At 70.9% G+C, this 25,284-nt stretch carries 20 protein-coding genes; 7 read left to right on the top strand and 13 right to left on the bottom strand.

Annotated elements, in window-relative coordinates:
* Positions 1-61: 61 nt before the first annotated feature.
* Together BLU79_RS35750 and BLU79_RS35745 are read right to left on the bottom strand one after the other, a co-directional pair.
* The gene (locus tag BLU79_RS35750; protein ID WP_093910139.1) at positions 62-1,738 is read right to left on the bottom strand and encodes a PucR family transcriptional regulator; all 1,677 of its coding nucleotides are present in this window, start codon (positions 1,736-1,738) and stop codon (positions 62-64) included.
* A 124-nt stretch (positions 1,739-1,862) separates the two neighbouring features.
* The gene (locus BLU79_RS35745) at positions 1,863-3,980 is read right to left on the bottom strand and encodes an ATP-binding protein (RefSeq protein ID WP_093910138.1); all 2,118 of its coding nucleotides are present in this window, start codon (positions 3,978-3,980) and stop codon (positions 1,863-1,865) included.
* A gap of 173 nt (positions 3,981-4,153) precedes the next feature.
* Here BLU79_RS35745 and BLU79_RS35740 point away from each other — a divergent pair, with 173 nt between their 5' ends.
* The 3 genes from BLU79_RS35740 to BLU79_RS35730 all read left to right on the top strand — a co-directional run bounded on the left by BLU79_RS35740 (position 4,154) and on the right by BLU79_RS35730 (position 7,758).
* Positions 4,154-5,275 (top strand): ABC transporter substrate-binding protein, encoded by a 1,122-nt coding sequence (locus BLU79_RS35740; RefSeq protein ID WP_256333585.1) that lies wholly within the window; start codon positions 4,154-4,156, stop codon positions 5,273-5,275.
* Between the two features lie 93 nt (positions 5,276-5,368).
* Positions 5,369-6,703, top strand: coding sequence for a 4-aminobutyrate--2-oxoglutarate transaminase (gene gabT / locus BLU79_RS35735; protein ID WP_093910136.1), 1,335 nt, complete (start codon positions 5,369-5,371; stop codon positions 6,701-6,703).
* Positions 6,704-6,924: 221 nt separating this feature from the next.
* Positions 6,925-7,758 (top strand): phosphatase PAP2 family protein, encoded by an 834-nt coding sequence (locus BLU79_RS35730; protein WP_371132007.1) that lies wholly within the window; start codon positions 6,925-6,927, stop codon positions 7,756-7,758.
* Here BLU79_RS35730 and BLU79_RS35725 read toward each other — a convergent pair.
* From BLU79_RS35725 to BLU79_RS35690, 8 genes are all read right to left on the bottom strand, one after another.
* The gene (locus BLU79_RS35725) at positions 7,697-9,490 is read right to left on the bottom strand and encodes a chitinase (protein ID WP_177001304.1); all 1,794 of its coding nucleotides are present in this window, start codon (positions 9,488-9,490) and stop codon (positions 7,697-7,699) included. The genes BLU79_RS35730 and BLU79_RS35725 overlap by 62 nt on opposite strands.
* Positions 9,491-9,695: 205 nt before the next feature.
* The gene (locus BLU79_RS35720; RefSeq protein WP_093910171.1) at positions 9,696-10,148 is read right to left on the bottom strand and encodes a bifunctional DNA primase/polymerase; all 453 of its coding nucleotides are present in this window, start codon (positions 10,146-10,148) and stop codon (positions 9,696-9,698) included.
* Positions 10,149-10,260: 112 nt separating this feature from the next.
* Positions 10,261-11,688, bottom strand: coding sequence for an NAD(P)/FAD-dependent oxidoreductase (locus BLU79_RS35715; RefSeq protein WP_093910134.1), 1,428 nt, complete (start codon positions 11,686-11,688; stop codon positions 10,261-10,263).
* Between the two features lie 61 nt (positions 11,689-11,749).
* Complete coding sequence (locus tag BLU79_RS35710; RefSeq protein WP_093910133.1) at positions 11,750-12,550, bottom strand: ABC transporter permease; 801 nt, start codon at positions 12,548-12,550, stop codon at positions 11,750-11,752.
* Positions 12,551-13,480 carry an ABC transporter permease gene (locus BLU79_RS35705; RefSeq protein WP_093910132.1) on the bottom strand — a complete coding sequence of 310 codons (930 nt, stop codon included), beginning with the start codon at positions 13,478-13,480 and terminating at the stop codon, positions 12,551-12,553.
* Entirely contained in the window at positions 13,480-14,664 is a 1,185-nt protein-coding gene (locus tag BLU79_RS35700; RefSeq protein ID WP_371132006.1) for an ABC transporter ATP-binding protein, read from the bottom strand. Before BLU79_RS35700 ends, BLU79_RS35705 begins: the two co-directional genes overlap by 1 nt.
* Complete coding sequence (locus BLU79_RS35695) at positions 14,661-15,908, bottom strand: ABC transporter substrate-binding protein (RefSeq protein WP_093910131.1); 1,248 nt, start codon at positions 15,906-15,908, stop codon at positions 14,661-14,663. The genes BLU79_RS35700 and BLU79_RS35695 overlap by 4 nt, the downstream gene beginning before the upstream one ends.
* 74 nt (positions 15,909-15,982) lie before the next feature.
* Positions 15,983-17,518, bottom strand: coding sequence for a gamma-aminobutyraldehyde dehydrogenase (locus BLU79_RS35690; protein ID WP_093910130.1), 1,536 nt, complete (start codon positions 17,516-17,518; stop codon positions 15,983-15,985).
* A gap of 170 nt (positions 17,519-17,688) precedes the next feature.
* Between BLU79_RS35690 and BLU79_RS35685 the strand changes: the two genes are divergently transcribed.
* Entirely contained in the window at positions 17,689-18,273 is a 585-nt protein-coding gene (locus BLU79_RS35685) for an NADAR family protein (protein ID WP_093910129.1), read from the top strand.
* Between the two features lie 173 nt (positions 18,274-18,446).
* On the opposite strand, the gene BLU79_RS49405 is transcribed toward BLU79_RS35685, so the two are convergent.
* Positions 18,447-19,244, bottom strand: coding sequence for a DUF4190 domain-containing protein (locus BLU79_RS49405; RefSeq protein WP_256333584.1), 798 nt, complete (start codon positions 19,242-19,244; stop codon positions 18,447-18,449).
* A 412-nt stretch (positions 19,245-19,656) separates the two neighbouring features.
* Between BLU79_RS49405 and BLU79_RS35675 the strand changes: the two genes are divergently transcribed.
* Positions 19,657-20,718: an adenosine deaminase gene (locus tag BLU79_RS35675; protein ID WP_093910128.1), complete on the top strand. Its 1,062-nt coding sequence runs from the start codon at positions 19,657-19,659 to the stop codon at positions 20,716-20,718.
* A gap of 55 nt (positions 20,719-20,773) precedes the next feature.
* A complete protein-coding gene (locus BLU79_RS35670; protein ID WP_093910127.1) occupies positions 20,774-21,472 on the top strand; it encodes a glycerophosphodiester phosphodiesterase in 699 nt (232 codons plus the stop codon).
* 18 nt (positions 21,473-21,490) lie between these two features.
* Here the strand turns inward: BLU79_RS35670 and BLU79_RS35665 are convergent, their stop codons facing one another.
* Positions 21,491-23,194 carry an RNA polymerase sigma factor gene (locus BLU79_RS35665; protein WP_093910126.1) on the bottom strand — a complete coding sequence of 568 codons (1,704 nt, stop codon included), beginning with the start codon at positions 23,192-23,194 and terminating at the stop codon, positions 21,491-21,493.
* 373 nt (positions 23,195-23,567) lie between these two features.
* Between BLU79_RS35665 and BLU79_RS35660 the strand changes: the two genes are divergently transcribed.
* A complete protein-coding gene (locus tag BLU79_RS35660; RefSeq protein ID WP_093910168.1) occupies positions 23,568-24,731 on the top strand; it encodes a serine hydrolase domain-containing protein in 1,164 nt (387 codons plus the stop codon).
* Here the strand turns inward: BLU79_RS35660 and BLU79_RS35655 are convergent.
* Positions 24,721-25,257 carry a hypothetical protein gene (locus BLU79_RS35655; protein ID WP_093910125.1) on the bottom strand — a complete coding sequence of 179 codons (537 nt, stop codon included), beginning with the start codon at positions 25,255-25,257 and terminating at the stop codon, positions 24,721-24,723. The two genes, BLU79_RS35660 and BLU79_RS35655, sit on opposite strands and share 11 nt — an antisense overlap.
* Positions 25,258-25,284 lie beyond the last annotated feature (27 nt).

The following is a 25,284-nucleotide window of genomic DNA, read 5'->3' as shown; positions in this document are numbered from 1 at the left end:
GTTTGGCGGGGTAGGTTGCGCGGCCCAGGCCCCTCGCGCGGCCCGGGCCCGCTCGCCCCGCCTACTCCGCCGACGTGGCCTTCAACGCCAGCCAAAGCTCCATCCGCACATCCGCGTCATCCAGCGACCGCCCCAGAATCTCCTCCACCCGCCGCATCCGGTAGCGCAACGTATGCCGGTGCACCCCCAGATCCGCTGCCGCCGCATCCCACTGCCCGTGCCGGGACAGCCACGCCCGCAGGGAGGCCACCAGATCCCCCCGCCCGGTCGCGTCGTGCTCGTGCAACGCCCTCAGCAACCCGTCCGCGAACGCCTTCACCGCGTCGTCCGCGAGCAGCGGCAACACGGAGCCGGCGGCCAGCTGCTCGTGCTCCACGCACACCCGGCCCCGTCGCCTGGCCACGGACACGGCCTGCTCGGCCTGCTTGTACGCCGCCGCCGCGGCGATGGGTCCGGCCGGTGCCGAGAGCCCCACGACCAGCTCGTCCTCGTCGGCGCCGGGTCGCTCGGGCGCGGCCCCCGCCCGAGCCGCCTCCAGCGCCGCCGCGTACTCCGCGCACGCCGCGACCGACGCGCCCCCGTCCGCGGCGAGCACCACCACCCGCGCCGTCTCGCCCTCCCCCTCCGGCACCACGAGCACCGCCTCACCGGCCCGCGCCGCAGCGGACTCCACGACCTCGGTGAGCGCGGCCAGCGGATCGCCGTTCGCCTCGGACGCGGCGACCAGTAGTGCGGCGGATGTCGTGGGGAGCGCCACCCGCGCGCCCGAGTCCACGACCCGGGCCGCCGACACCGACGCCGCCTCGGCGACGATCACCCGGAAGGGCGCGTCCAGCAGTTCGCCGTACAGGTCCCCCGCCACGGCCCGCGCATGATCCGGCTCCCCGGCGAGCAGCATGCGCAGCACCGCCGCCCCCACCCGCTGCTCGGCCTCGTGCAGCGCCCGCGACCGCTCCGTCGTCAGCGTCAGCAGCGCGATCGCCGAGTGCACGGCGTACCGCTCCGCCGTGCCCAGTGCCTCCGCCGTACCGACCGCCAGCGCGGCGCGCGGCCGCCGCCCGGTCCCCAGCGTGTGCAGCTCGACGCGGTCCTCGTGCTCCGGCCCGCCCACCACGGACGATGCCGGCGCGGGCCGCTCCCGCAGCCGCTCCACGTCCGCCGTGAGCCGGGCCGCCCGCCGCCCCGCCCACTCGGGCGCCGTGGCGACGACGGCACCGGACGCGTCGTACAGCGCCGCCCAGCCGTTCACCTGCGACGCCAGCGCGGTCAGCAGCCCGTCCGGCCCGCCGGTCAGCGCCTGCTTCGTCAGCTCGCGTTGCGCCGCGAACCCCGCCGTCACCGCCCGGTACTGGTCCGCCGCGATCGCCGCCGACACGGCCTTGCTGATGGCGAGGAAGGGCGTGCGGCGCGGCACCGCCAGCAGCGGAAGGTCCTCTTCCGCCGCGGCGTCGACCAGCGCCTCGGGGATGTCCTCGTAGTTGACGCCGACCGCGAAGCCGAGCCCGACCACACCGGCGCCCACCAGGCGCCGTACATAGCGCCGCATCGCCTCGGGGTTCTCCGCGTCCAGCTTGAGCGCGGTGATCAGCAGCAGTTCCCCGCCCTCCATATAAGGGACGGGGTCGGTGAGCTCGCTGGCGTGTGCCCAGCGCACAGGTACGTCCAGGCGATCCGCGCCCGCCCGCACGGTCAGCTTGAGCGCGGAGTGGTGGACGAGCGAGGCGAGCGTGGGGGGCATGAGGCCTTCAAATCGACGTGATCCGTGTGATCGCTGTGATCTTTTGGCCGCCGTGTATGAACGACCTGTGTCGATTCTGCCTCACCGTACGGTCGGCTCGCGGCCGCACGCCCGGACGCCGAGGTCACCCCCGCAGATCCACCAGCAACGGTGGCGCGTGCTCGCCCCGGACGCTGGTGAGCGACAGCACCGCGTGCCCCGGCGGCACCCCGTGCGCCAGCTCGGACGCCGACCAGCGCTCCCGCTCGACCTGCCGCACGGTCACCGCCCGCGCGGTCGGCGCCTTGCCGGTGATCACCCGCCGCAGCGCGTGCACCGCCTTCCCGGCCGGCGTCTCGGCGATGATCTGCCGGTCGGTGACGTCCCGCGCCTCGGTCCACTCCTTGCCCCACACCTCGGCGAAGTCCTGCCCGTCCCACGGCGTGACCCCGGCCAGCGCCATGCGGCATCCGGCGGCCCCCAGCAGCGGCCCGCGCAGCGGCCTCGGCGCGTCGTCCAGGCTGCGCAGCGTGAGCACGGCGCCCGCGTTGCCCGATCGCAGCCGCTGGATGCCCCGTACAGCCTCGGGCGTGACGACACCCGTCGCGTCGTCCAGCACCAGACAGGCGAACAGCGACCGGTCCTCCCGTACCGCGATACTCGCCGTGAACTGGGCCAGCACCAGCCGCGCCAGCATCCGCGAGGCCTCGGCGTGCCCGCGCGCGGGCAGGTCGATCCGGACCCGGACGGGGTGGTCGAGGGCCTTGAGCGAGAAGGGGCGCGACTGTCCCGAGGTGTCGAAGAAGCCCGCGAACGCCGGGCGGTCGAGCAACGCCACCCGGTCCGCGAGCACGGCCGACACGTCACCCGGGTGCCCCAACTGCCGTTCCCGCGCGTCCAGTTCCCGAATGAGCGACTCCTGCCCGGATCCCTCCAGCGCCGTGCGCAGCGCATCGAGCGCCCCGGGCGCGCCGTCCAGCAGCTGCCGCAGCTCCGGCACGGACGGGAAGCGGTCGTGCACCGCCCGGAACGGCCCGAGGAGCTGGGCCAGCACGGTCGTGGAGCGGCGGCTGTCGCTGCCCGGATGCGGGTCGGCGAGGTCACCGACGAGCGCCTCGGCGAGCACGGCCGCGGCCTCGTCGGGGTCCCCGCTGCCGCCGTACAGGTCCAGGTCGTAGACGGATTCCGGATTTCCGATCCGTACGACGACGTCGTACGCGTCCTCCGGTCCGAGCCCGGCGCCCGCCGCGCCGACCACGACCACGGCGGCCCGCCCGGCCAGCGCGTGCAGGCACAGCGACTCGGCGAGCGGCCGCACCACGGTCCCCGTCTTGCCGGACCCGGCCGGGCCGACGGCGAGGAAGGAGGTGCCGAGCAGGTCGGGTCCGAGGCCGAGACCGGTGCCGCGATAGGCGTAAGGGTTGCGCGGGTCGTCGGCGGTCGTGCCGAGCCGGACCTGACCGCTGACCAGGTCGTGCCGGGCGATCCGGGCCGGCAGGTCGCGCTCACCCGACGGGTGCAGACAGGCGGCGGCGCCGTCCCGGAGCACGGCGCCCGAGAAGGCGGAGAGGTCATGGCTCCCGCTGCGCACGCCCTGCCAGGCACGGGTGATCCGGGCGTAGTCGACGTCGCGCATCAGCCCGGAGCGGGCGTCACCGGCGAGCCGCTCGGCGGCGTCGGAGGCCCCGGCCGCACGCAGCGCGGGCCAGGACGCGGGGTCCTGCTCGGGGGTCGGCGGTCGCTCGGGCGCCGGGACGGCACGGCGCCAGGCGGACGGGCCGTAGCGGCGCCAGACCTCGCCCCAACGGCCCAGGCGGCCGACGGCGAACATGATGGCGAAAATGATCACGGCGTAGTAGCCGTACCAGAGGATCACGTTTCCGGCGTCGCCGTTCTGGCGCCAGGAGTCCGGGACGAGGAGCTCCAGGGGCAGCACCCACCAGCCGCCGAGGTAGCCGTTCCAGAGCAGCGACCAGACCAGCCAGCCGACCAGGAACGCGATCACCGCCCCGCTCAGCAGCTGCCGCGCCGGGATCTGCTCGGGTTCCTCGTCCGGCCGCGGCACATGCCCGAACCGCCATACGCCGGGCTGCGCCTCCGGTCGTGGCGCCCTCAGCCACGCCAGGAACGATCCCTCCGGCCCCGGCACACCGGGTGCCCGCGTGGGCCGAGGCGGCACCGCAGGGACCTCCGGCGGCATCGCCGGACGCGGCACTGGCGTCGCATGCGTGCCCCGCGCGTCCTGCGTCCCGTCGCTGTCCATCGCCCTTGCCCCCTGACCAGCCGTTCCATCGGTTCCATCCACCATCAGCGAGTCAATCTAACGCCCTTGCCTGGGGAGTTCACCGCTTACACGGCCGACGGAAGGGACGGTGGCGGCAGACGGGGCGAATAATCGGTTGTCCGTCGGCGAGGGCGGTGGTTGCAATGTCCGTCATGGCCACCCAGATACGCGGATCATCCGTCCGGATCGGCGCCCTCCTTCCACTGACCCGGCCCGGCTGGGTCGAGGCGGGCCAACACCTGCTCGCCGGCCTCGAACTGGCCGTTCGCGAAGTCAACGACACCGGCGGGATCGTCGGGAGACCACTTGAACTGGTGGTCCGGGACACCGCGGCCGATCCACAGAGGGCCGCGGCGGCCGTGGACGAACTGGCCCGCCTGGGCGTGGCCGCCCTGGCCGGGGAGTATCACAGCGTCGTCGCCCGCGCCGCTGCCACCAGGGCCGACGCCCTCGGCCTGCCGTACCTCTGCTCGTCGGCGGTCCTCGACGCGCTCACCGAACAGCCGACGCAATGGGTCGCGCGCCTCTCCCCGCCGCAGTCCCGCGGCTGGCAGGTCTACGCGGACTTCCTGCTCGGCGCGGGCCACAGCCGTATCGCCGTGGCCACCCAGCCGAGTGTCTACTGGGCTGCTGGCACCCGCATTCTGCGGGACTACGTCACCTCACGCGGCGGCACCGTCATCGAACTCGACATGAGCGCACTCACCCCTTCGGCCGTGTGCGACGAACTCGTCGACCGGCACGCGACAGCCCTCCTTCTTCTGGTCGGCCACCCGGAGCCGGCCGTGCCGATCGTCAAGGCCGTCCGCGGCGACCAGCGCCTCGCCGAGATCATGATCGGTGCTCCGGCCGGGCAACCGGAGTTCGCCGAATGGGCGACGCTGCTGGGCGACGACGGCGCCGCGATCCCGTTCCTGCGCTACCTGCCCGAGCGTCTCAGCCCACTCGGCGCACGAGTCGAGACGGCCCTGCGCGAGCGGCTGGCCGAGGCGCCCTCCTTCGTCGCTTTCGAGGGCTATGACACGGTCGCCGTCCTCGCCGAGGTGCTGCGTTCCCACGGCGCCGACCGGGCGCGCATGGCCGAGTCCTGGCCGCGCGTCGCGGTCGAAGGCACCCGCGGGCAGATCCGGTTCTCCCGCACGCCGGGCATCAGCGTGTGGCAGTGGGCCGGGGCGCCCGTCCAGGTCGTCGACCGGGATCCGGCGGAACCCGACCGCTTCCGGATCCTTCACGCCGACGCCGCTATGTCCACGACGGACAACCGGAACCGCTGACAACGCCCACATGGAGCATGCCCACCCCCCGCCCGCGGCCCTAGCCTGCGAGAAAAGAGAAGACAAACGTCCGTAAAACCCCGGGAGCCCCTTATGAGCGCACTTCCTCAGGAGCGCCGCGTCGTCACCGCCATCCCCGGCCCGAAGTCGCAGGAGCTGCAGGCCCGCCGCACCGCCGCCGTCGCGCAGGGCGTGGGCTCCGTGCTGCCCGTGTTCACCGCGCGCGCGGGCGGCGGCATCATCGAGGACGTCGACGGGAACCGGCTCATCGACTTCGGTTCGGGCATCGCCGTGACGTCCGTCGGCGCGTCCGCCGAGGCAGTCGTACGCCGGGCCACCGCGCAGCTCGCCGACTTCACCCACACCTGTTTCATGGTCACGCCGTACGAGGGCTACGTCGCCGTCGCCGAGGCGCTGGCCGAGCTGACGCCGGGTGACCACGCCAAGAAGTCGGCGCTGTTCAACTCCGGCGCCGAGGCCGTCGAGAACGCCGTCAAGATCGCACGGTCGTACACCAAGCGCCAGGCGGTCGTCGTCTTCGACCACGGCTACCACGGCCGCACCAACCTGACGATGGCGCTGACCGCGAAGAACATGCCGTACAAGCACGGCTTCGGTCCGTTCGCGCCCGAGGTCTACCGGGTTCCGGTGGCGTACGGCTACCGCTGGCCGACCGGTCCCGAGAACGCGGGTCCCGAGGCCGCCGCGCAGGCCATCGACCAGATCAGCAAGCAGGTCGGTGCGGAGAACGTCGCCGCGATCATCATCGAGCCGGTCCTCGGCGAGGGCGGCTTCATCGAGCCGGCCAAGGGCTTCCTGCCGGCGATCCGCGAGTTCGCCTCCGACAACGGCATCGTCTTCGTCGCCGACGAGATCCAGTCCGGGTTCTGCCGTACGGGTCAGTGGTTCGCGTGCGAGGACGAGGGCATCGTCCCCGACCTGATCACCACCGCGAAGGGCATCGCCGGCGGCCTCCCGCTCGCCGCCGTGACCGGTCGCGCCGAGATCATGGACGCCGCCCACGCGGGCGGCCTGGGCGGCACCTACGGCGGCAACCCGGTCGCGTGTGCCGGTGCGCTGGGCTCCATCGAGACGATGAAGGAGCTGGACCTCAACGCCAGGGCGAAGGCGATCGAGGCGACCATGAAGGCCCGCCTCACCGCAATGGCCGAGAAGTTCGACATCATCGGCGACATCCGCGGCCGCGGCGCGATGATCGCCATCGAGCTGGTCAAGGACCGTTCGACGAAGGAGCCGAACGCGGAGGCGACCGCCGCGCTCGCCAAGGCCTGCCACCAGGAGGGCCTGCTGGTCCTGACCTGTGGCACCTACGGCAATGTGTTGCGCTTCCTGCCGCCGCTGGTCATCGGTGACGACCTCCTGAACGAGGGCCTCGACATCATCGAGCAGGCCTTCGCACGCATCTGAGGTCACAACAAAACCACTGGTGAGCGATAGGTCCCCGCCCCGGGAACCTCATCCGCCCCAGCCCTGACACCGCTCGCGGTTCCGGGGCTGGGGCGGCTACCGTCAGAGCGTGTGAAGAAGGTGTGCGAGGTGGATGTCAGGACGCGATTCCGCCTGTCTTACGCCCTCGCCCTGTCGTAGGTTCTAACCAGATGAGAGATACACCCCGCCCAGAGGGGACTCTGGGTGACATCGGGTCGAGGCCTCCCCAGCTTCGACCTGGTCGTGCCCTCGCGCACACAACCGGTGCCTCCGGCTCCGGATCTCCTCACCGATCGGACAGTCGCCCGCCCCAAACCCCCCGGGGCGCGCGGCCATCCGATCCGGACGGCCGCCTCGGAACCACCCCCCCTGTTCCGGGGCGGCCGACCTCCCTCTTCCTCCTTCTCGGCCTTCCGGCCCTCCTCTTCGCCCTGATCACCTGGCAGGTCGTAGCGGACGGGCCGCTTGTGCGTGTGGACGAGCGGGCCAGCCGGGCCCTGGTCGACCCGGACCGCTTCTCCGAACTCCTCGCCGATCTGGGCAACGTCCAGGTGGCGGTCCCGGTCCTCGCCGTGGTCCTCCTCTACGTCGCCCGGCGTGCCCGCCTCACTGGTACAGACCGCTGGTGGCTGCCGGCCACCGCGGCGGCCGTCCTGATGGCGCTGGTCCCGGCCCTGATCGTGCCCCTCAAGGAACTCACCGACCGCCCGGGCACCCCGGCCGTCCCCCCGGGGACCGGCTACTACCCCTCCGGGCACACCGCCACGGCCGCCGTCGCCTACGGAGCCGCGGCCCTTCTCCTCCTCCCCTGGCTCCGCAGCTCCTACGCCCGCCGTGAGCTGGTCATCGCCTGCGCCGTCGTCAACGCGGCCGTCGGCTTCGGGCTGGTCCGGCGTGGCTACCACTGGCCACTGGATGTCATGGCCAGTTGGTGCCTGTGCGCGGTGCTCCTGGTCTCGTTGTGGCTCTTCCTCAGCCGAAGTAGCCGTCGAACGTCCGCTGGAACTCCCAGCCGCCGTACCGGTCCCAGTTGATCGACCACGTCATCAGCCCCCGCAGCGCGGGCCAGGTGCCGTGGGTCGCGTACGAGCCGCAGTTGGTCTTCTTGGTCAGGCAGTCGAGGGTCTTGGTGACCTCGGCCGGCGGGACGTGGCCGTTGCCCGCGTTGGTGGAGGCGGGCATGCCGATCGCCACCTGGTCGGGGCGCAAGGGCGGGAAGACGTTGTTCGCGTTGCCCGCGACCGGGAAGCCGGTGAGCAGCATGTCGGTCATGGCGATGTGGAAGTCGGCGCCGCCCATGGAGTGGTACTGGTTGTCGAGGCCCATGATCGGGCCCGAGTTGTAGTCCTGGACGTGCAGGAGGCTCAGGTCGTCGCGCAGGGCGTGGATGACCGGGAGGTACGCCCCCGCCCGCGGGTCCTGGCCGCCCCACTGGCCGGTGCCGTAGTACTGGTAGCCGAGCTGGACGAAGAAGGTCTCCGGGGCCATGGTCAGCACGAAGTCGTCGCCGTACTTGGCCTTCAGGGTCTTCAGGGCCGAGATGAGGTTGACGATCACCGGGGTCTTCGGGTTCTTGAAGTCGGTGTCGTCTGCGTTCAGGGAGAGCGAGTGGCCCTCGAAGTCGATGTCCAGGCCGTCGAGGCCGTACTCGTCGATGATCTTCGACACCGACGTCACGAAGGTGTCCCGTGCCGCCGTGGTGGTCAGCTGGACCTGGCCGTTCTGGCCGCCGATCGAGATCAGCACCTTCTTGCCGGCCGCCTGCTTGGCCTTGATCGCCGCCTTGAAGTCGGCGTCGGACTCGACGTTCGGGCACTCGGCGACGGGGCAGCGGTCGAAGCGGATGTCGCCGGAGGTGACCGAGGTCGGTTCGCCGAAGGCCAGGTCGATGACGTCCCAGCTGTCGGGGACGTCGGCCATGCGGGTGTAGCCGGAGCCGTTGGCGAAGCTGGCGTGGAGGTAGCCGACCAGGGCGTGGGCCGGGAGGTCCGTGCCGCCGCCGTCCGGCTGGGCGGTGGTCGTGGCCGTCAGCGTGGCGGACTTCGCCGACTCGCCCGCCTCGTTCACCGCGGCGACCTGGAAGCCGTACGCCGTGGACGGGGACAGTCCGCCGATCGTCGCCGAAGTGCCGGTCACCGTCTGGGCCTTGGTGCCGTCGCGGTAGACCACGTAGCTCGTCGCACCCGGGACCGCGGACCAGGTCAGGGCCACGCTGGAGGAGGTGACCGCCCCCGTCTTCAGGCCGGTCGGCGCCGCGGGCGGCTGCCCTGCGTCCACGCCCGGGCCGAGCAGGGAGATGTCGTCGGCGTGGTAGGCGCCGGTGCCGTACCAGCCGTGGGTGTAGAGGGTGACGCTGGTGGTGGAGGGGCCGGTGCGGAAGGTCGTCGTGAGCTGCTGCCAGGCGGGGGCCGACTGGGTCCAGGTGGAGACGTCGGTGGTGCCGGTGCCGCTCGCGCCCAGGTAGACGTACGAGCCGCGGACGTAGCCGGACAGCGTGTACTGGGAGTCCGGTTTCACGGTCACCGTCTGCGCGCACCGGGCGTTGTCGCCGCCTGCCGGGGTGGCTTGCAGGGCTGAACTTCCGCTGCGCACGGGCGAGTTGACGGTCGTACCGGCCGTGCAGGTCCAGCCGTCGAGGCCCGCCTCGAAGCCGCCGTTTCGGGCCAGGTCGACATCGGCCGCACGGGCGGCCGACGAGAGTGCGGTGACGCCGGGCAGGGTCAGGGCCGCGGCGGTCAGGAGAGCGAGCGGTCTGAAGCGATCCACAACTGCCTCCAGGCATGGGGGAATTGGAGGGTGGAGCCGCACACAATTTGGTCCAGACCAATCCGGCCTGTCAAGGGTTCACGCAGGCTAGGCCCTGTCGTTTGGATCAGGCCGGCTGCAGGAAACAGCGCGTACCGGCCAAGCCGAGCGGGGTTTGGTGCGCGTGCCAGACCCCGCGACGCCGGCATGATCCAAACGACAGGGCCTAGCCCTCCCCGTCCGTGGCCAGCCCCGCCGCCGCCTCGTGCATGGCCAGTTCGAGGAGGGCCGGGTCGGTGAGGGTGCCGGTGCCGTCCGGTGGGACCAGCCAGCGGACTGCGCCGGCGGCGCGGCCCGGGTACGGGACGACGATCCAGGTGCCGGCCCCGGCCGTACGGATGCCGGTGCCGAGCCAGCGGGCGGCCGTGCCGGGCGGGACGAAGAAGCCCATCCTCGAGTCGCCGAAGTCGACCAGGACCGGGCCGAGTTGATCGAGGATGCGGGTGAGGACATCGAGGGTCGGGTAGCCGAGCTCGCCCGGCAGGATGAGTACGTCCCAGGCCTTGCCGGCGGGCAGCAGCGCGACCCCGAGGGGGTTGCGCTCCCACTCCCAGCGGCAGGCTTCGGGATTCGGAGCAACGGATGTCAGCCACTCGACCGCCGACTTCGCCCCTGTCATGACGGTGACCTCCCTTTTCTTCGTGAACGCCGGTCGCGTCACACGGGAGAGGGAGGTCACCGGCAGGCATTACGCGGGTTCTCGTGACCGATCCATAGTGATCTGAGTCACATCAGCTGTCGAAGCCGAGGCCCAGCCTGTCCATCGTCCGCAGCCACAGGTTGCGCCGCCCGCCGTGCGCGTCGGCGCGGGCCAGCGACCACTTGGTGAGCGCGATGCCGGTCCAGGCGAAGGGCTCGGGCGGGAAGGGCAGCGGCTTCTTGCGGACCATCTCCAGCCGCGTCCGCTCCGTGCTCTCCCCCGCCAGCAGGTCCAGCATCACGTCCGCGCCGAACCGGGTGGCCCCGACGCCGAGTCCCGTGAAGCCCACCGCGTACGCCACCCTGCCCTGATGGGCCGTGCCGTAGAACGCCGAGAAGCGCGAGCAGGTGTCGATCGCGCCGCCCCACGCGTGCGTGAAGCGGATGCCCTCCAGCTGCGGGAAGCAGGTGAAGAAGTGCCCGGCGAGCTTGGCGTACGTCTCCGGGCGGTCGTCGTACTCGGCGCGCACCCGGCCGCCGTACGGGTAGATGGCGTCGTAACCGCCCCACAGGATGCGGTTGTCGGCGGAGAGGCGGAAGTAGTGGAACTGGTTCGCCGAGTCGCCGAGGCCCTGCCTGTTCTTCCAGCCGATCGCCGCCAGCTGCTCCAACGTGAGCGGCTCGGTCATCAGGGCGTAGTCGTAGACCGGGACCGTGTAGGCGCGGACCCGCTTGACCAGGCTCGGGAAGATGTTCGTGCCGAGGGCGACCTTGCGGGCGCGGACCTGGCCGTAGGGGGTGCGTACGACCATGCCGGCGCCGTACGGCTTCAGGGTGAGGGCGGGGGTGTGCTCGTGGATGCGGACGCCGAGGTCCAGGCACGCCTGCTTCAGGCCCCATGCCAGCTTGGCCGGGTTGACCATGGCGACGCCCCGGCGGTCGTACAGACCCCCCTGGAATGTCGGTGAGTCGACCTGTGCCCGCACCGCGTCGGCGTCGAGGAACTCGATGCCCTCGGCGAGACCCTTCTCGCTCAACTCCTCGTACCAGTCGCGCAGTTCCCGCGCCTGGTACGTCTCGGTGGCGACGTCGATCTCGCCGGTGCGCTCGAAGTCGCAGTCCAGGGAGTAGCGGGCGACCGCCTTCTCGATCTCGTCGAGGTTGCGGGCGCCCAGCTCCTGGAGTCGCTGGATCTCGTCCGGCCAGCGGGCGAGCCCGTTGGGCAGACCGTGGGTGAGGGAGGCGGCACAGAAGCCGCCGTTGCGGCCCGAGGCGGCCCAGCCCACCTCGCGGCCTTCGAGCAGCACCACGTCCCGCTGCGGATCGCGCTCCTTCGCGATGAGCGCGGTCCACAGTCCGCTGTAGCCGCCGCCGACGACCAGCAGGTCGCAGGTCTCGGCGGTGGTGAGGGCGGGCTCGGGGTGGGGCTTGCCGGGGTCTTCCAGCCAGTACGGGACCGGCTGGGCTTCGGAAAGGGATTTCGTCCAGTTGTTGCCACGACTCATGGCGCTTGGGGCCATGATTTCAACTCCCTACAGGGGTTTTCCCCGGGCTTGTGCCTTTTGGCTTGCGCCTTTCGGCTTATGCCTTCTGCTTGTTTCTGCGGTTTCCGATGGCCATGGAGGCCAGGACGAACAGTACGGCGATGACGAACATGGCCGTACCGATGACATTGATCTGAACGGGCGTTCCGCGCTGGGCCGAGCCCCAGACGAACATCGGGAAGGTGACGGTGGAGCCCGCGTTGAAATTGGTGATGATGAAATCGTCGAAAGAGAGGGCGAAGGCGAGCATCGCGCCCGCCGCGATTCCCGGGGCGGCGATCGGCAGGGTGACCCGGACGAACGTCTGGAACGGGCCGGCGTACAGATCCTGCGCGGCCTGCTCCAGCCTCGGGTCCATCGACATCACGCGCGCCTTCACCGCCGTCACGACGAAGCTGAGGCAGAACATGATGTGGGCGATGAGGATCGTCCAGAAGCCGAGCTGGGCGCCCATGTTGAGGAACAGGGTGAGCAGCGAGGCCGCCATCACGACCTCGGGCATCGCCATCGGCAGGAAGATCAGCGAGTTCACGGCGCCCCGCGCGCGGAAGCGGTAGCGGACCAGCGCGAAGGCGATCATCGTGCCCAGCAGCGTGGCGCCGAGGGTCGCCCAGAAGGCGATCTGGAGGCTGACCGACAGCGAGCCGCACATGTCGGCGACACCGCACGGGTCCTTCCAGGCGTCCAGGGAGAACTGCTGCCATTCGTAGTTGAAGCGCCCCTTCGGATTATTGAAGGAGAACACCGTCACGACGACGTTGGGCAGCAGGAGATATCCGAGCGTCAGCAGTCCCGCGATCACGACGAGATTGCGCTTGAGCCAGTTGACGAAGGCCATTTAAACCAGATCCTCCGTGCCGGACCTGCGGATGTAGACCGTCACCATGACGAGGATGGCGGCCATGAGGATGAAGGAAAGAGCTGCGGCCGTCGGATAGTCCAGAATGCGCAGGAACTGCGTCTGGATGACGTTGCCGACCATGCGGGTGTCGGTGGAGCCGAGCAGATCCGCGTTGACGTAGTCGCCGGCCGCCGGGATGAAGGTCAGCAGTGTGCCGGAGACGACGCCGGGCATCGACAGCGGGAAGGTGACCTTGCGGAAGGTGGTGATCGGCTTGGCGTACAGGTCGTTCGCCGCCTCGTGCAGCCGTGGGTCGATGCGCTCCAGCGAGGTGTAGAGCGGCAGGACCATGAACGGCAGGAAGTTGTACGTCAGACCGCACACCACCGCGAGCGGCGTGGCCAGCACGCGGTCGCCCTCGGTCATACCGAGCCAGCTCGTGACGTCCAGGACGTGCAGCGTGTTGAGGGCGCCGACGACCGGGCCGCCGTCCGCGAGGATCGTCTTCCAGGCGAGGGTGCGGATCAGGAAGCTGGTGAAGAACGGCGCGATCACCAGGATCATGATCAGGTTCCGCCAGCGGCCCGCGCGGAAGGCGATGAGGTACGCCAGCGGGTAGCCGAGGATCAGGCACAGGACGGTCGCCGAGCCGGCGTAGAGCACGGAGCGCAGGAACTGCGGGTAGTACTCGGACAGGGCGTCCCAGTAGGTGGCGAAGTGCCAGGTGACCTTGTAGCCCTCCTCCAGGGAGCCCGTCTGCACGGACGTGGAGGCCTGGTAGATCATCGGCAGCGCGAAGAAGATCAGCAGCCAGAGGATGCCGGGGAGCAGGAGCCAGTACGGGACGAGGCGGCCGCGTTTGCGCGGGGGCTTCTTCTCGGGAGCCGTCGGGGAGAGAGGCGGAGGCGCCTCGGTGAGGGTCGCCATCAGACCGCCGCCTCTTCCTGGATGCCCGCGGAGCCCGTCGTCCCAGCGAGCAGGGACTGCGCGGCGTCGAGGCCGAAGGTGTGCGCCGGGTTCCAGTGCAGGACGACCTCGGCGCCGGGCACGAGCCGGTCGTCGCGGTCGATGTTCTGGGCGTAGACCTCGAACTCGGGGCAGACCGGGCTGTCGATGACGTACTGCGTGGAGACGCCGATGAAGGAGGAGTCCGCGATCCTGCCGGTGATGCGGTTGCGGCCCTCGGGGATCTCGCCCGCCTCGTCGGCATGCGTGAGGGAGATCTTCTCGGGGCGGACTCCGACCAGCACCTTGCCGCCGGTCGTCGTGGCCGCGCTGCACCGGGCCTCGGGCAGGACGAGCTTGCCGCCGCCCGCCTTCAGCACGATCTCGTCGCCGCTCTTGGAGTCGACCTCGGCCTCGATGAAGTTCGAGGTGCCGAGGAAGTTGGCGACGAACGTCGTGCGCGGGTTCTCGTAGAGATCGGTCGGCGAGCCGAGCTGCTCGACGCGGCCCGCGTTCATCACGGCGACCGTGTCGGCCATCGTCATGGCCTCCTCCTGGTCGTGCGTGACGTGGACGAAGGTGATGCCGACCTCGGTCTGGATGCGCTTGAGCTCCAGCTGCATCTGCCGGCGCAGCTTGAGGTCGAGGGCGCCGAGGGGCTCGTCGAGGAGGAGCACCTTGGGGTGGTTGATCAGCGCGCGGGCCACGGCGACACGCTGCTGCTGACCGCCGGAGAGCTGGTGCGGCTTCTTGCGGGCCTGCTCCCCCAGCTGCACGAGGTCGAGCATGTCCCCGACCTGCTTCTTCACCGACTTGATGCCGCGGCGGCGGAGGCCAAAGGCGACGTTCTCGAAGATGTCGAGGTGCGGGAAGAGGGCGTAGGACTGGAAGACCGTGTTCACCGGCCGCTTGTACGGCGGCAGCGCGGTCACGTCCTGCTCGCCGAGGTGGACGGTGCCGCCGCTGGGCTCCTCCAGGCCGGCGATCATGCGCAGGGTGGTGGTCTTGCCGCAGCCGGAGGCGCCGAGCAGGGCGAAGAAGGAGCCCTGCGGGACGGTCAGGTCGAGCGGGTGTACGGCGGTGAAGGAGCCGTAGGTCTTGCTGATGCCGGACAGGCGGACGTCGCCGCCGTGGTCGGCCTTGTTCGTCGTCGTCACGGTGATCACGCCCCAGTCAGCTTCGCGAACTTCTGTTCGAACTCGGTCTCTTCCTTCGAGCTCAGCGAGCGGAAGGGGTGGGATTTCGCGGCCATGGCCTTGTCGGGGATGATCAGCGGGTTGTTCGCCGCGTCCTTGTCGATCTTCTCCAGCTCGGCCTGCACACCGTCGACGGGCGTCACGTAGTTGATGTACGCGGCCAGTTCGGCGGCCGGCCTCGGCTCGTAGTAGAAGTCGATGAGCCGCTCGGCGTTCGTCTTGTGACGGGCCTTGTTGGGGATCAGCAGGTTGTCGGTCGACGTGATGTAGCCGCTGTCCGGGATCAGGAAGTCGATGTCCGGGCTATCCGCCTTCAGCTGGACCACGTCACCGGCCCAGGCGATACAGGCCGCGAAGTCGCCGCTGGTCAGGTCGGAGGTGTAGTCGTTGCCGGTGAAGCGGCGGATCTGGCCCTTGTCGACGGCCTTCTGGACGCGGGCGATCGCCGCGTCGAAGTCGTCGGCGGTGAAGCTCGCCGGGTCCTTGCCCATGTCCAGCAGGGTCATGCCTATGCTGTCCCGCATCTCCGACAGGAAGCCGACCCGCCCCTTGAGCTTGGGGTTGTCGAGCAGGTCGGAGAGCGACTTGACCTCGACGCCGTCGAGCGCCTTCTTGTTGTAGGCGATGACGGTCGAGATGCCCTGCCAGACGTACGAGTAGGCGCGACCGGGGTCCCAGTCGGGATCGCGGAACTGCGCCGACAGGTTGGCGTAGGCGTGCGGGAGGTTGGACGCGTCCAGTTTCTGGACCCAGCCGAGGCGGATCAGGCGGGCCGCGAGCCAGTCGGTGAGGACGATGATGTCGCGGCCGGTGTCCTGACCTGCCGCGAGCTGCGGCTTGATCTTGCCGAAGAACTCGACGTTGTCGTTGATGTCCTCGGTGTACTTGACCGAGATCCCGGTCCGCTTCTTGAACTGTTCGAGCGTGGGATGGTGCTTCTCGCTGTCGTCCACGTCGATGTACTCGGTCCAGTTGGAGAAGTTGACGACCTTCTCCTCGGCCGAGTGGTCCTCCGCGGAGACACCGCCCTGGGTGTTGCCCGCCGCGGGGATGCCGCAGGCGCTCAGCGCCCCGAGGCCGCCGACCGCGAACGCGCCGCCGGCGGACGCGCGCAGCAGGGAACGGCGGGTCATGGCGGCCCGGCCGTTGCGGAGGCTGCGCCGCATGGCGGCCACTTGGGCCGGGGACAGGCGGTCGGGCTCGTACTGCTCCATGCGCTTGCTGCCCTTTCGGGAGGGGGGAGCGGCCGGGCGCGGGTCGGGCGGCCGGCCGTGCCCGTCTGATCTGGCTATCGGTCCCCGAAGACGGTGCGGTGCCAGTCCTTTCTGGCGACCGCGGTGTTGTCGAACATCACGTGCTTGATCTGGGTGTACTCCTCGAAGGAGTACGCGGACATGTCCTTGCCGAAGCCGGACGCCTTGTAGCCGCCGTGCGGCATCTCGCTGATGATCGGGATGTGGTCGTTGACCCACACACAGCCCGCCTTGATCTCGCGGGTGGCGCGGTTCGCCCGGTAGACGTCCCTGCTCCAGGCGGAGGCGGCGAGGCCGTACGGGGTGTCGTTGGCCAGCCGAATTCCCTCATCGTCACTCTCGAACGGCAGAACGACGAGTACCGGGCCGAAGATCTCGGACTGGACGATCTCGCTGTCCTGCGCGGCGCCGGCGATCAAGGTCGGGCGATAGTAAGCGCCGTTCTTGAGCTCCCCCTGGGGAGCCTCGCCCCCGGTCACCACGCGCGCGTAGGCACGCGCACGGTCGACGAACCCCGCGACCCGGTCCCGCTGGACGTGGGAGATCAGCGGCCCGAGATCGGTGCCCGGCGCGAACGGATCACCGAGCCGGACGCTCTCCATCAGGGCCGCCGTCCGCTCGACGAACGCGTCGTACAGCGGTCGCTGCACATACGCGCGCGTGGCGGCCGTGCAGTCCTGCCCGGTGTTGATGAGCGAGCCCGCGACGGCACCGTGGGCGGCGGCTTCGAGGTCGGCGTCGTCGAAGACGACGAAGGGCGCCTTGCCGCCCAGCTCCAGGTGGATCCGCTTGACGGTCGCGGTGGCGATCTCGGCGACGCGCTTGCCGACCGCCGTGGAGCCGGTGAAGGAGGTCATGGCCACGTCGGGGTGGCCGACGAGACGCTCGCCCGCCTCCTTCCCGGTCCCGGTGACGATGTTGATGACCCCGTCGGGGATCCCGGCATCGGTGGCGGCCTGGGCGAAGAGGAGTGAGGTGAGCGGGGTGAGCTCGGCGGGCTTGAGCACGATCGTGTTGCCCGCGGCGATCGCCGGGAGGATCTTCCAGGCGGCCATCTGGAGGGGGTAGTTCCAGGGGGCGATGGAGCCGACGACGCCGATGGGTTCGCGGCGCACGTACGAGGTGTGGTCGCCGGAGTACTCCCCCGCGGACTGCCCCTGAAGGTGCCGGGCGGCACCGGCGAAGAAGGCCGTGTTGTCGATGGTCCCCGGGACGTCGAACTCGCGGGTCAGCTTCAGCGGCTTGCCGCACTGCAGGGACTCCGCGCGGGCGAATTCCTCGGCGCGGTCGGCGAGGACGGCGGCGAAGCGGTGCAGCGCGTCGGAGCGCTCGCCGGGGGTGGCGGCCGCCCAGGCGGGGAAGGCCTCGCGCGCGGCGGCGACGGCGGCGTCGACGTCATCGACGCCGGCCAGGTCGTAGGTGTACACCTCCTCGCCGGTGGCGGGGTCGACGACGGCGTGCGTACGACCGGAGGTCCCCTTCGCCGGTCGGCCCGCGATGTACTGCGCGCCGTCAGCGAAGCGGTCCTGGGCCGGGAATCGTTCCGGGGTGGCGGTGCCCGGGTTCTGCATGTCGCTCTCCTCCGTGTCCCCGTGATGGGGCCGGCGTGGCTCGGGCTCGATTTGAGTGCCGATCCTGACAGAGCAGATGGACTCCAACAAGTGATTCCGTTGTTGCCTTTTGGTTACGCGACGGAATCTGTCGACCAGGTGTCGAGTCGGCCGGATAAACGGGGGACGGAATGTCGGTGGTGCGTGCCATGCTCGGGAGCATGACGAAGATCGATTCTTGGGATGTCCTGGTCAGGGAGGTCCGCGCGGGGGCGAGGGTCAAGTATCTGCACTTCTGGGGGCACCGGCCGCTGCCCGACGGCCGGGTGGGCGCGAGCTGTCTGAGCCAGTGGTGGCCGTCGCCGTTCACGGTGGACGGCGTGTCGTACGCGACCGCCGAGCACTGGATGATGGCCGAGAAGGCGCGGCTGTTCGGGGACGCGGAGGCGGAGCGGCGGGTGTTGGACGCCGGGCATCCGTCGGTGGCGAAGAAGGCCGGGCGGCTGGTGCGGGGGTTCGACGACGGGGTGTGGGAGCGGGAGCGATTCCGGATCGTCGTCGAGGGGTCGGTCCACAAGTTCGGTGCGGATGCGGGGCTGCGGGGGTTTCTGGTGGGTACGGGGGATCGGGTGCTGGTGGAGGCGAGTCCGGTGGATCGGGTGTGGGGGATCGGGCTGGCTGCGGGGGATGAGGGGGCGGGGGATCCTCAGCGGTGGCGGGGGCCTAATTTGTTGGGGTTTGCGTTGATGGAGGCGCGGGAGCGGTTGCGGGGGTAGGGGGTTTCGCCCCCTGGACCCCCGCTCCTCAAACGCCGGAGGGGCTGAGTAGTTCAGCCCCTCCGGCGTTTGAGGACGAGGCCCCTTCAGGGCCGATAGCGGGGGTCTGGGGGCGCAGCCCCCAGGGATGGGACGGGTAAGGGCGGCGGGGGCGAAGACACACCCAGCACCGCCTACGCCGTCGCGATCACGAACGCCAGCATCACGAAGCTGAGGACCAGGCCCGCCGCCCCGCAGATAACCCCGGCGAGTGCCTGCCCCCGGTTCGTCGCCTCACCCCGCCGCGCCTTGCCCATACCGATCCCACCGAAGATCACCGCCAGCACACCCACAACGATCGCCACCGGCCACAGGCAGAAGATCACGGCCGAGATGATCCCGAGCACCAGCCCGGCCGTACCCATCCCATTGCTCGGCATGGCATGCATACCGGGCCACCCGTAGTAGCCCGCCGCACCCGGCCCCGGACCCGGACCCGGCAGATGCGGGTAACCGTGCCCGCCGGGATAGCCGTACGGCACCCGCCCCGGCCCGTCGGGCGCGATGGGCGGCGGGGGCACATGCTCCCCATGGGCGGCATAGGGGCCGCCGGACCCGGCGGCCGGAGGCGCGAAGGGATTGACCGGTGGGCCGAGCGGTACGGAGGACATGGGAGCCGTGGGCCCCGGCGGCGCGAACGGGTTCGTCACCGAACCACCCGGCGGCGTCGCAGGCCCCGCCCCGGCCGAGGGGTTCATCCACGGCGCACCCGGCGGCACGGCGTCCCGCGGCTCGGACGGCACGCCCATGGGCGGCACCGCCCCAACCGTCTCCCGGTCGTGCACGGACGGAGCGGGCCAGGTCTGGGGGTCGTTCGAGGCGGGAGTGTGCCCAGGCCGCCCGGCGTACGCGGAGGAATCCGCCGCCCGCGCCTCCTCGGCCGGAGGCGCCCACGGATCCCGCTCAGGAGGTGCCTCGGAACCACGCGGCACGGCACCGCCCTGGCCCTCCCCCGCACCACTCGGCCCCGCAACCCCTGCCTTGTTCAAAGACAAAGACGTCGAGGGCCTCTCGTCGCCCTTCCCGAACGACACCTTCGGCCCCTCCAACGAATTCCCCGCATCCCCCGAACCCCCAGCAGCCACGCTGCCGCCGCCCCGCACCGCCGATCCCCCCGATACCTCCGGCGTTCCCCGCGTCTCCGGCGCCCCCGGCCCCTTCCCCGTCTCCACGTCGTCGGACATGCGCGGGCCCCCCTCTGTCGTACGTCCCGTCATGCTAAGGCCCTGTCCGAGCCCCAGCGGTCCCGGCCTACGATGATCCCTGAGTCACCGATCAGCCGATCACACGCGCCCGCCCGCCGCCCACACTCCCGGCCGCGGACGCCGTTCCCGGGGAGGAACCTTGACCGACCATCTCGTCGATGCCCGCGCCTCGCGCGACCTGCACGCCTTCATCGCCGGACTGCCCAAGGCCGAACTGCACGTCCACCACGTGGGCTCCGCCTCCCCCCGCATCGTCGCCGCACTCGCCGCCCGCCACCCCGACTCGAAGGTCCCCACCGACCCGGAGGCACTGGCCGACTACTTCACGTTCACGGACTTCGCCCACTTCATCGACGTGTACCTGTCCGTCGTGGATCTGGTCCGCACCCCGGAGGACGTACGGCTGCTGACGTTCGAGGTGGCCCGTGACCTGGCCCGGCAGCAGGTGCGCTACGCCGAGCTGACCATCACCCCGTTCTCCTCGACCCGCCGCGGCATCGACGAGGGCGCGTTCATGGACGCGATCGAGGACGCCCGCAAGGCGGCCGAGGCCGAGTTCGGGACCATGCTGCGCTGGTGCTTCGACATCCCCGGCGAGGCCGGCCTGGAGTCCGCCGAGGAGACCGTGCGGCTCGCCACCGACGACCGGCTGCGCCCGGAGGGCCTGGTCTCCTTCGGGCTCGGCGGGCCCGAGATCGGCGTACCGAGGCCGCAGTTCAAGCCGTACTTCGACCGGGCGATCGCCGCCGGACTGCACTCCGTGCCGCACGCCGGTGAGACCACCGGCCCGGAGACGGTGTGGGACGCCCTCACCCACCTGCGCGCCGAGCGCATCGGGCACGGCACGAGCTCGGCACAGGACCCGAAGCTGCTGGCGCACCTCGCCGAGCACCGGATCCCGCTGGAGGTGTGCCCGACCTCCAACATCGCCACGCGCGCGGTCCGCACGATCGAGGAGCACCCGGTCAAGGAGTTCGTGGAGGCCGGGATCGTCGTCACCATCAACTCCGACGACCCGCCGATGTTCGGCACCGACCTCAACAACGAGTACGCGGTCGCCGCCCGCCTCCTCGACCTCGACGAGCGCGGACTGGCCGGCCTCGCCAAGAACGCCGTGGACGCGTCCTTCCTCGACGAGCCCGGCAAGGCGCGGATCGCGGCCGAGATCGACACATACACCGCGGACTGGCTCGCACGCTGAGCCCACCGCCGCTCCCCGCCTCCCCGTCGGCCCCCGCTCCCACCAGAATGTGCCCATGCAGAACGTGACCGCCGTCGCCCACCGCGGCACCCCCTACCGCGTCCGCGAGAACACGCTCGACTCGCTGCGCTCCGCGCTCCGACTCGGCACGGACGCGGTGGAGATCGACGTACGGCTCGCCAAGGACGGCGTGCCCGTGCTGTTGCACGACGAGACGCTGAAGCGGCTCTGGGAGCACGACCGGCCGCTGAACGCGCTGTCGGCGGCCGAGGTGCGCGGGCTGACGGCGGGTGGGGTGCCGACGTTGGAGGAGGCGTTGGCGGTGTGCGACGGGAGCCGGGTGATGCTCGACCTGCCGGGCACACCCGATGTGCGGGCGGCACGCCGGATCGTGGGCGTGGTGCGCGAGTGCGGGGCGCAGGACCGCGTGTACTACTGCGCGGGCGCCCGGGAGATGCTCGCCGTACGCGCCGCCGACCCGGCCGCCGAGATCGCCCTGACCTGGACGACGTTGGCGCCGCCGCGCCCCGCGCTGCTGGACGCGATACGCCCGCACTGGCTCAACTACCGCTTCGGCCTGGTCGACCACGCCCTCGCCGAGCGCGTCCACCACGACGGCTACCTGCTCTCCGTCTGGACCCCGGACACCCGCCGCTCCATGCGTCGCCTGCTGGACATCGGCGTCGACTCGATCACGACGAACCGCGTGGAGGTCCTCCTCGGACTGCGCACCGCCCAGGCGGACAAGGCCTAGGCACGCACGGGTCGTCGTTCAGGAGCGCTGCACCCGGGACTTCTGAGGCACGGTCGCCGCGTCCACGGGGGTCGCGCGGGTGACGTACTGCGGAACAGGTGTGTCGTCCTTGCCGGTGTCGCGGACGAGGCCGTAGCGGGTCGCGCCGTCGGGTGGGCCGTAGTTGATGTCCTCGTTCACGGCCTTCCAGTTCGACGGGAACACGCTCAGGCCGTAGTCGGCGCCGCGTTCGTTCTGGACGAGGGTGACGCTGCCGTCGACGTAGAACCACTCGTTCTGCCACATCTGCTGGGTGCCGGACGGCGGGACGGCGTAGCCGGTGGTCGAGTTGCCCATGCCGGTGGCGGAGGTGTCGGTGCTGCTGACCTGGTCGTCCATGCGGCGGCCGCCGCCCGAGGCGACGTGGAAGAGCCTGCCCTTCAGGCCGGTCCAGGCCGGCATGACGAGGCTGCCCGACCGGTACTGCGGCGAGATCTGCCAGCGGACGAGGACATAGCCCTGGCCGGTGAGTGTGACGCTGTCGCCGCGGTGGTTCATCACGGCGTGCGCGCCGCCGGTGCTGGTGATGCCGGACTCGGGGCGGCGCGGCAGGGCGGCCGGTTCGGTGTTCGGGTCGGGGGCCTGGTCGACGGCGTCGACGACCGTGCCGTACAGCTCGACCTTGCGCGTCTGTGACGGCGACGGTGAGGGCGTCGCCGACGGTGACACGGACGGCGTGGGTGACGACGGCGGGCGGGCCGTGCTGGCCGCCGTCGGGGCGGACGCACGCGGGGGCGGGGCGTCCGGGGTCTGGGTGACGACGTAGGCGCCGCCCGCGACGAACGTCGCGCCGGCCGTCACCGCGACGGCGGGCTGGGTGATCGCGGCCATCACCTTGGCGGACCAGCCGACGGAGGTCGCCGTGGCCGTCGCCGCGACCGCCGTCTTGCCGCCGAAGGCCAGGGAGAGGGTGAAGCCGACGGGGATCGGGACGAGGGCGATGCCGACGAGGAGGCGTTCCGCCGGTACGACGGCCTCGCGGGTGTCGCCGCAGTAGCCGCAGCCCCTGATGTGCCGGGCCAGTCGCTTGCGCCAGACCGAGTCGGGTCGGCCGTTCCAGCGGCCGGTCAGATCGCGCAGGCCGGGGCAGGCGCCGTCCAGGGCCCGGACGATGCCGCGCGCGGTCTCCAGCCGTTCCTTCACCCGCTGGACGCGGACCGCGGCGTGCTGCCGGCTGATGCCGGCCGCGGCGGCCAGTTCACGCCGGGTCAGCTCGCCCGCGACCTCCAGCCACCACAGCGACAGCAGCTGCCGGTCCTCGTCGTCCAGCCAGCGCACCGCCTCCGCGACCTCGCGGCGCTGCCCCTCCAACTGCAGCCGCAGCACGGTGAGTTCGGCGAAGTCGGTGGCCTCGCGCGCGGCCGACTCATCGAGGGGGGCGGGCTGTCTGCGGCGCGCGCGGTCCCGTATCTGGCGCATGGCGATGGCGACGAGCCAGGAGCGGAAGCTGTCCGGGTCGCGCAGCGAGCCGAGGTTGTCGACGGCGCGCAGCATGGTCTCCTGGACGACGTCGTCGACGTCGGCGTGGCCGTTCAGGGCGCGCCCGACCACGTTGTAGACGAGCGGAAGCCAGCCCTCGACCAGTTCGTCCAGCGCCTGCCGGTCACCGGCCTGCGCCGCCGCGATGGTGGCGCGCCACTGCCTGCCGGCTGCCTCGTCCACGTACGTCCTCTCCCGGGTCATTTGCTGCCCGTACGCACCTTCTCAGCCTGACCTGCACTGTTGGCTATGTCGGAGGTCACATTCCGCTTCCGGGGCGGGCGGGGCATGGGAGTTCTCCCGGGTGTGGGGGATGACGGGACGCGAGTGGAGACGCAGTGAAGAGGGGGTCGATAACACTTTTTCGGCAACCGGTGGCGAGGACTGTCGCAGACCGCTCCCGGACCGACGCCCGTAAGGGCGATCCCTGACAACACCCTTGTTCTGTACGGCACTTGCTCCGGGCTTCGCCAGGGTCGCAGCCCCTCCTCACCGACGATCCGGCGGAGGCCCGAACGCCCTGAGGATGATCACGGAACTTCCACCGGACATCCCCACCCACCTCCAGGAGCAGCAGATGCACGTACGCCCGCTTCCCACCCTCCTCACCTCCGCGCTGGTCCTGACCCTGACCGCACTGCCGCTGGCGGGCACGGCCTCCGCGCGCCCCGCGTCGTCATCGTCGTGCTCCGCGCAGGCGATCGAGACCGCCCCGGAGGACGGTCCCGACGTCAAGGCCCTGTGCGCGGCGCTCGCCGGACTGCCCGACAAGGACGCGACGGCCGCGCTGATCCGCGTCGGCGGCAAGGGGAGCTGGCACGGGTCGGCCGGGGTGCGCGACCTGAGAACCGGGGCCCCGGCGCTGGAGAACGCCCGCTTCCGGGCCGGTTCGACGACGAAGGTCGTGACCGCGGCGATCGCGCTGCAACTCGCCGCCGAGGGGCGGATCTCCCTCGACGGCACGGTGCAGCAGTACCTGCCCGGCCTGCTCACCGAGGACTTCGCGCCCATCACCGTACGGCAGTTGCTGAACTTCACCAGCGGACTGCGGCCGGGGGCGTCGCTCGGCGACACCACCGAGGAGATGTACCCGCACCGCTTCGAGACCCTGACCCCGGCCGAAGTCGTCGCCGCGTCCGTCGCCAAGGGGCCGGACCCCGAGTACGCGCCCGGCGAGCGGCAGGTCTACGGCAACATCCACTACACCGTGCTGGCCATGCTGATCGAGAGGGTCACCGGCGACTCGTACGCCCACCAGGCGGCCGTACGGATCTTCCGCCCGCTCGGCATGCGGCACACGTCGTTCCCCGACGGCCCCGACCCCCGCGTCCACGGTCCGCACAACCGCGGCTACGAGTGGATCGACGGAAAGCTGGTGGACGTGACCGACTGGAACATGTCCGACCGATGGGCGGCCGGAGACATGATCTCGACGACCGCGGACCTCGAACGGCTGCTGGTGGGCGTGTTCGAGGGGCGTGTCGTCCCCGAGCCGCAGCTGAAGGAGATGTTCGCGGTGCCGAAGGCGGTGGACGCCACGATGGCCGCGCCGTTCACGCCGTTCGAGCTGAACGGCCAAACGGTCTGGGCCAAGACGGGATCCCGCCCCGGCTACCACACGGTCGTCGCGGCGACCCGCAATCTGTCCCGGACCGTCGTCTACTCCGTCAACTCGACCGACGCGAGGGGCGACGGCGAGGCCATCGCCCGACGCTTCGCCTTCCCGGCGTTCAACCGCTGACGACGGCGGCAGCGGCTGGAGGTGCCGACCGCTCGGTCAGCGCCTCCAGCCGCTTGATCTTCTTCCGTACGACGTAGAGCGGGATCACCCCGAAGACGCCGAAGGACATGTCGATCACCGACCACCAGAAGGGGATGCCGCGGATCGGCCCGCAGATCAGGGCCAGCGGGATGATGCCGGCGCAGGCGATCATCCCGAACTCGACGACCCAGATGTTGCGGACCGGGTCGCGGTAGGGGCCGTAGAAGGCGACCGCGATGACGAGGTGGGCGAAGGCCAGCCAGTCGGTGCCGTAGAGCAGGAAGGGGTAGTCGGCGTCGGCGGTGTCGAGCCCGCGCCGGACGCGCTCGACCCAGTCCATGAGGCCGGGCAGGTGCTCCGGCACGGACAGGGCGCGCAACAGGTCCTCGGTCCAGCGCAGTTCGTGGACGAGGGGGAAGGCCGTGGCGCCACTGAGCACCAGGCAGACGACGAAAAGGGCCAGCCAGACGCGGATGCCCTTGAGCAGGGCGGCTCTGTCGCTCATGGGGGTAGCGTACGGCAGCGTTGAACA

The sequence above is a fragment of the Streptomyces sp. cf386 genome (genome assembly GCF_900103585.1).
In the GTDB taxonomy this organism is placed as follows: Bacteria; Actinomycetota; Actinomycetes; order Streptomycetales; family Streptomycetaceae; genus Streptomyces.
Note: the sequence above shows the minus strand (reverse complement) of the source record. Positions and strands in the feature narration are given on the sequence as shown.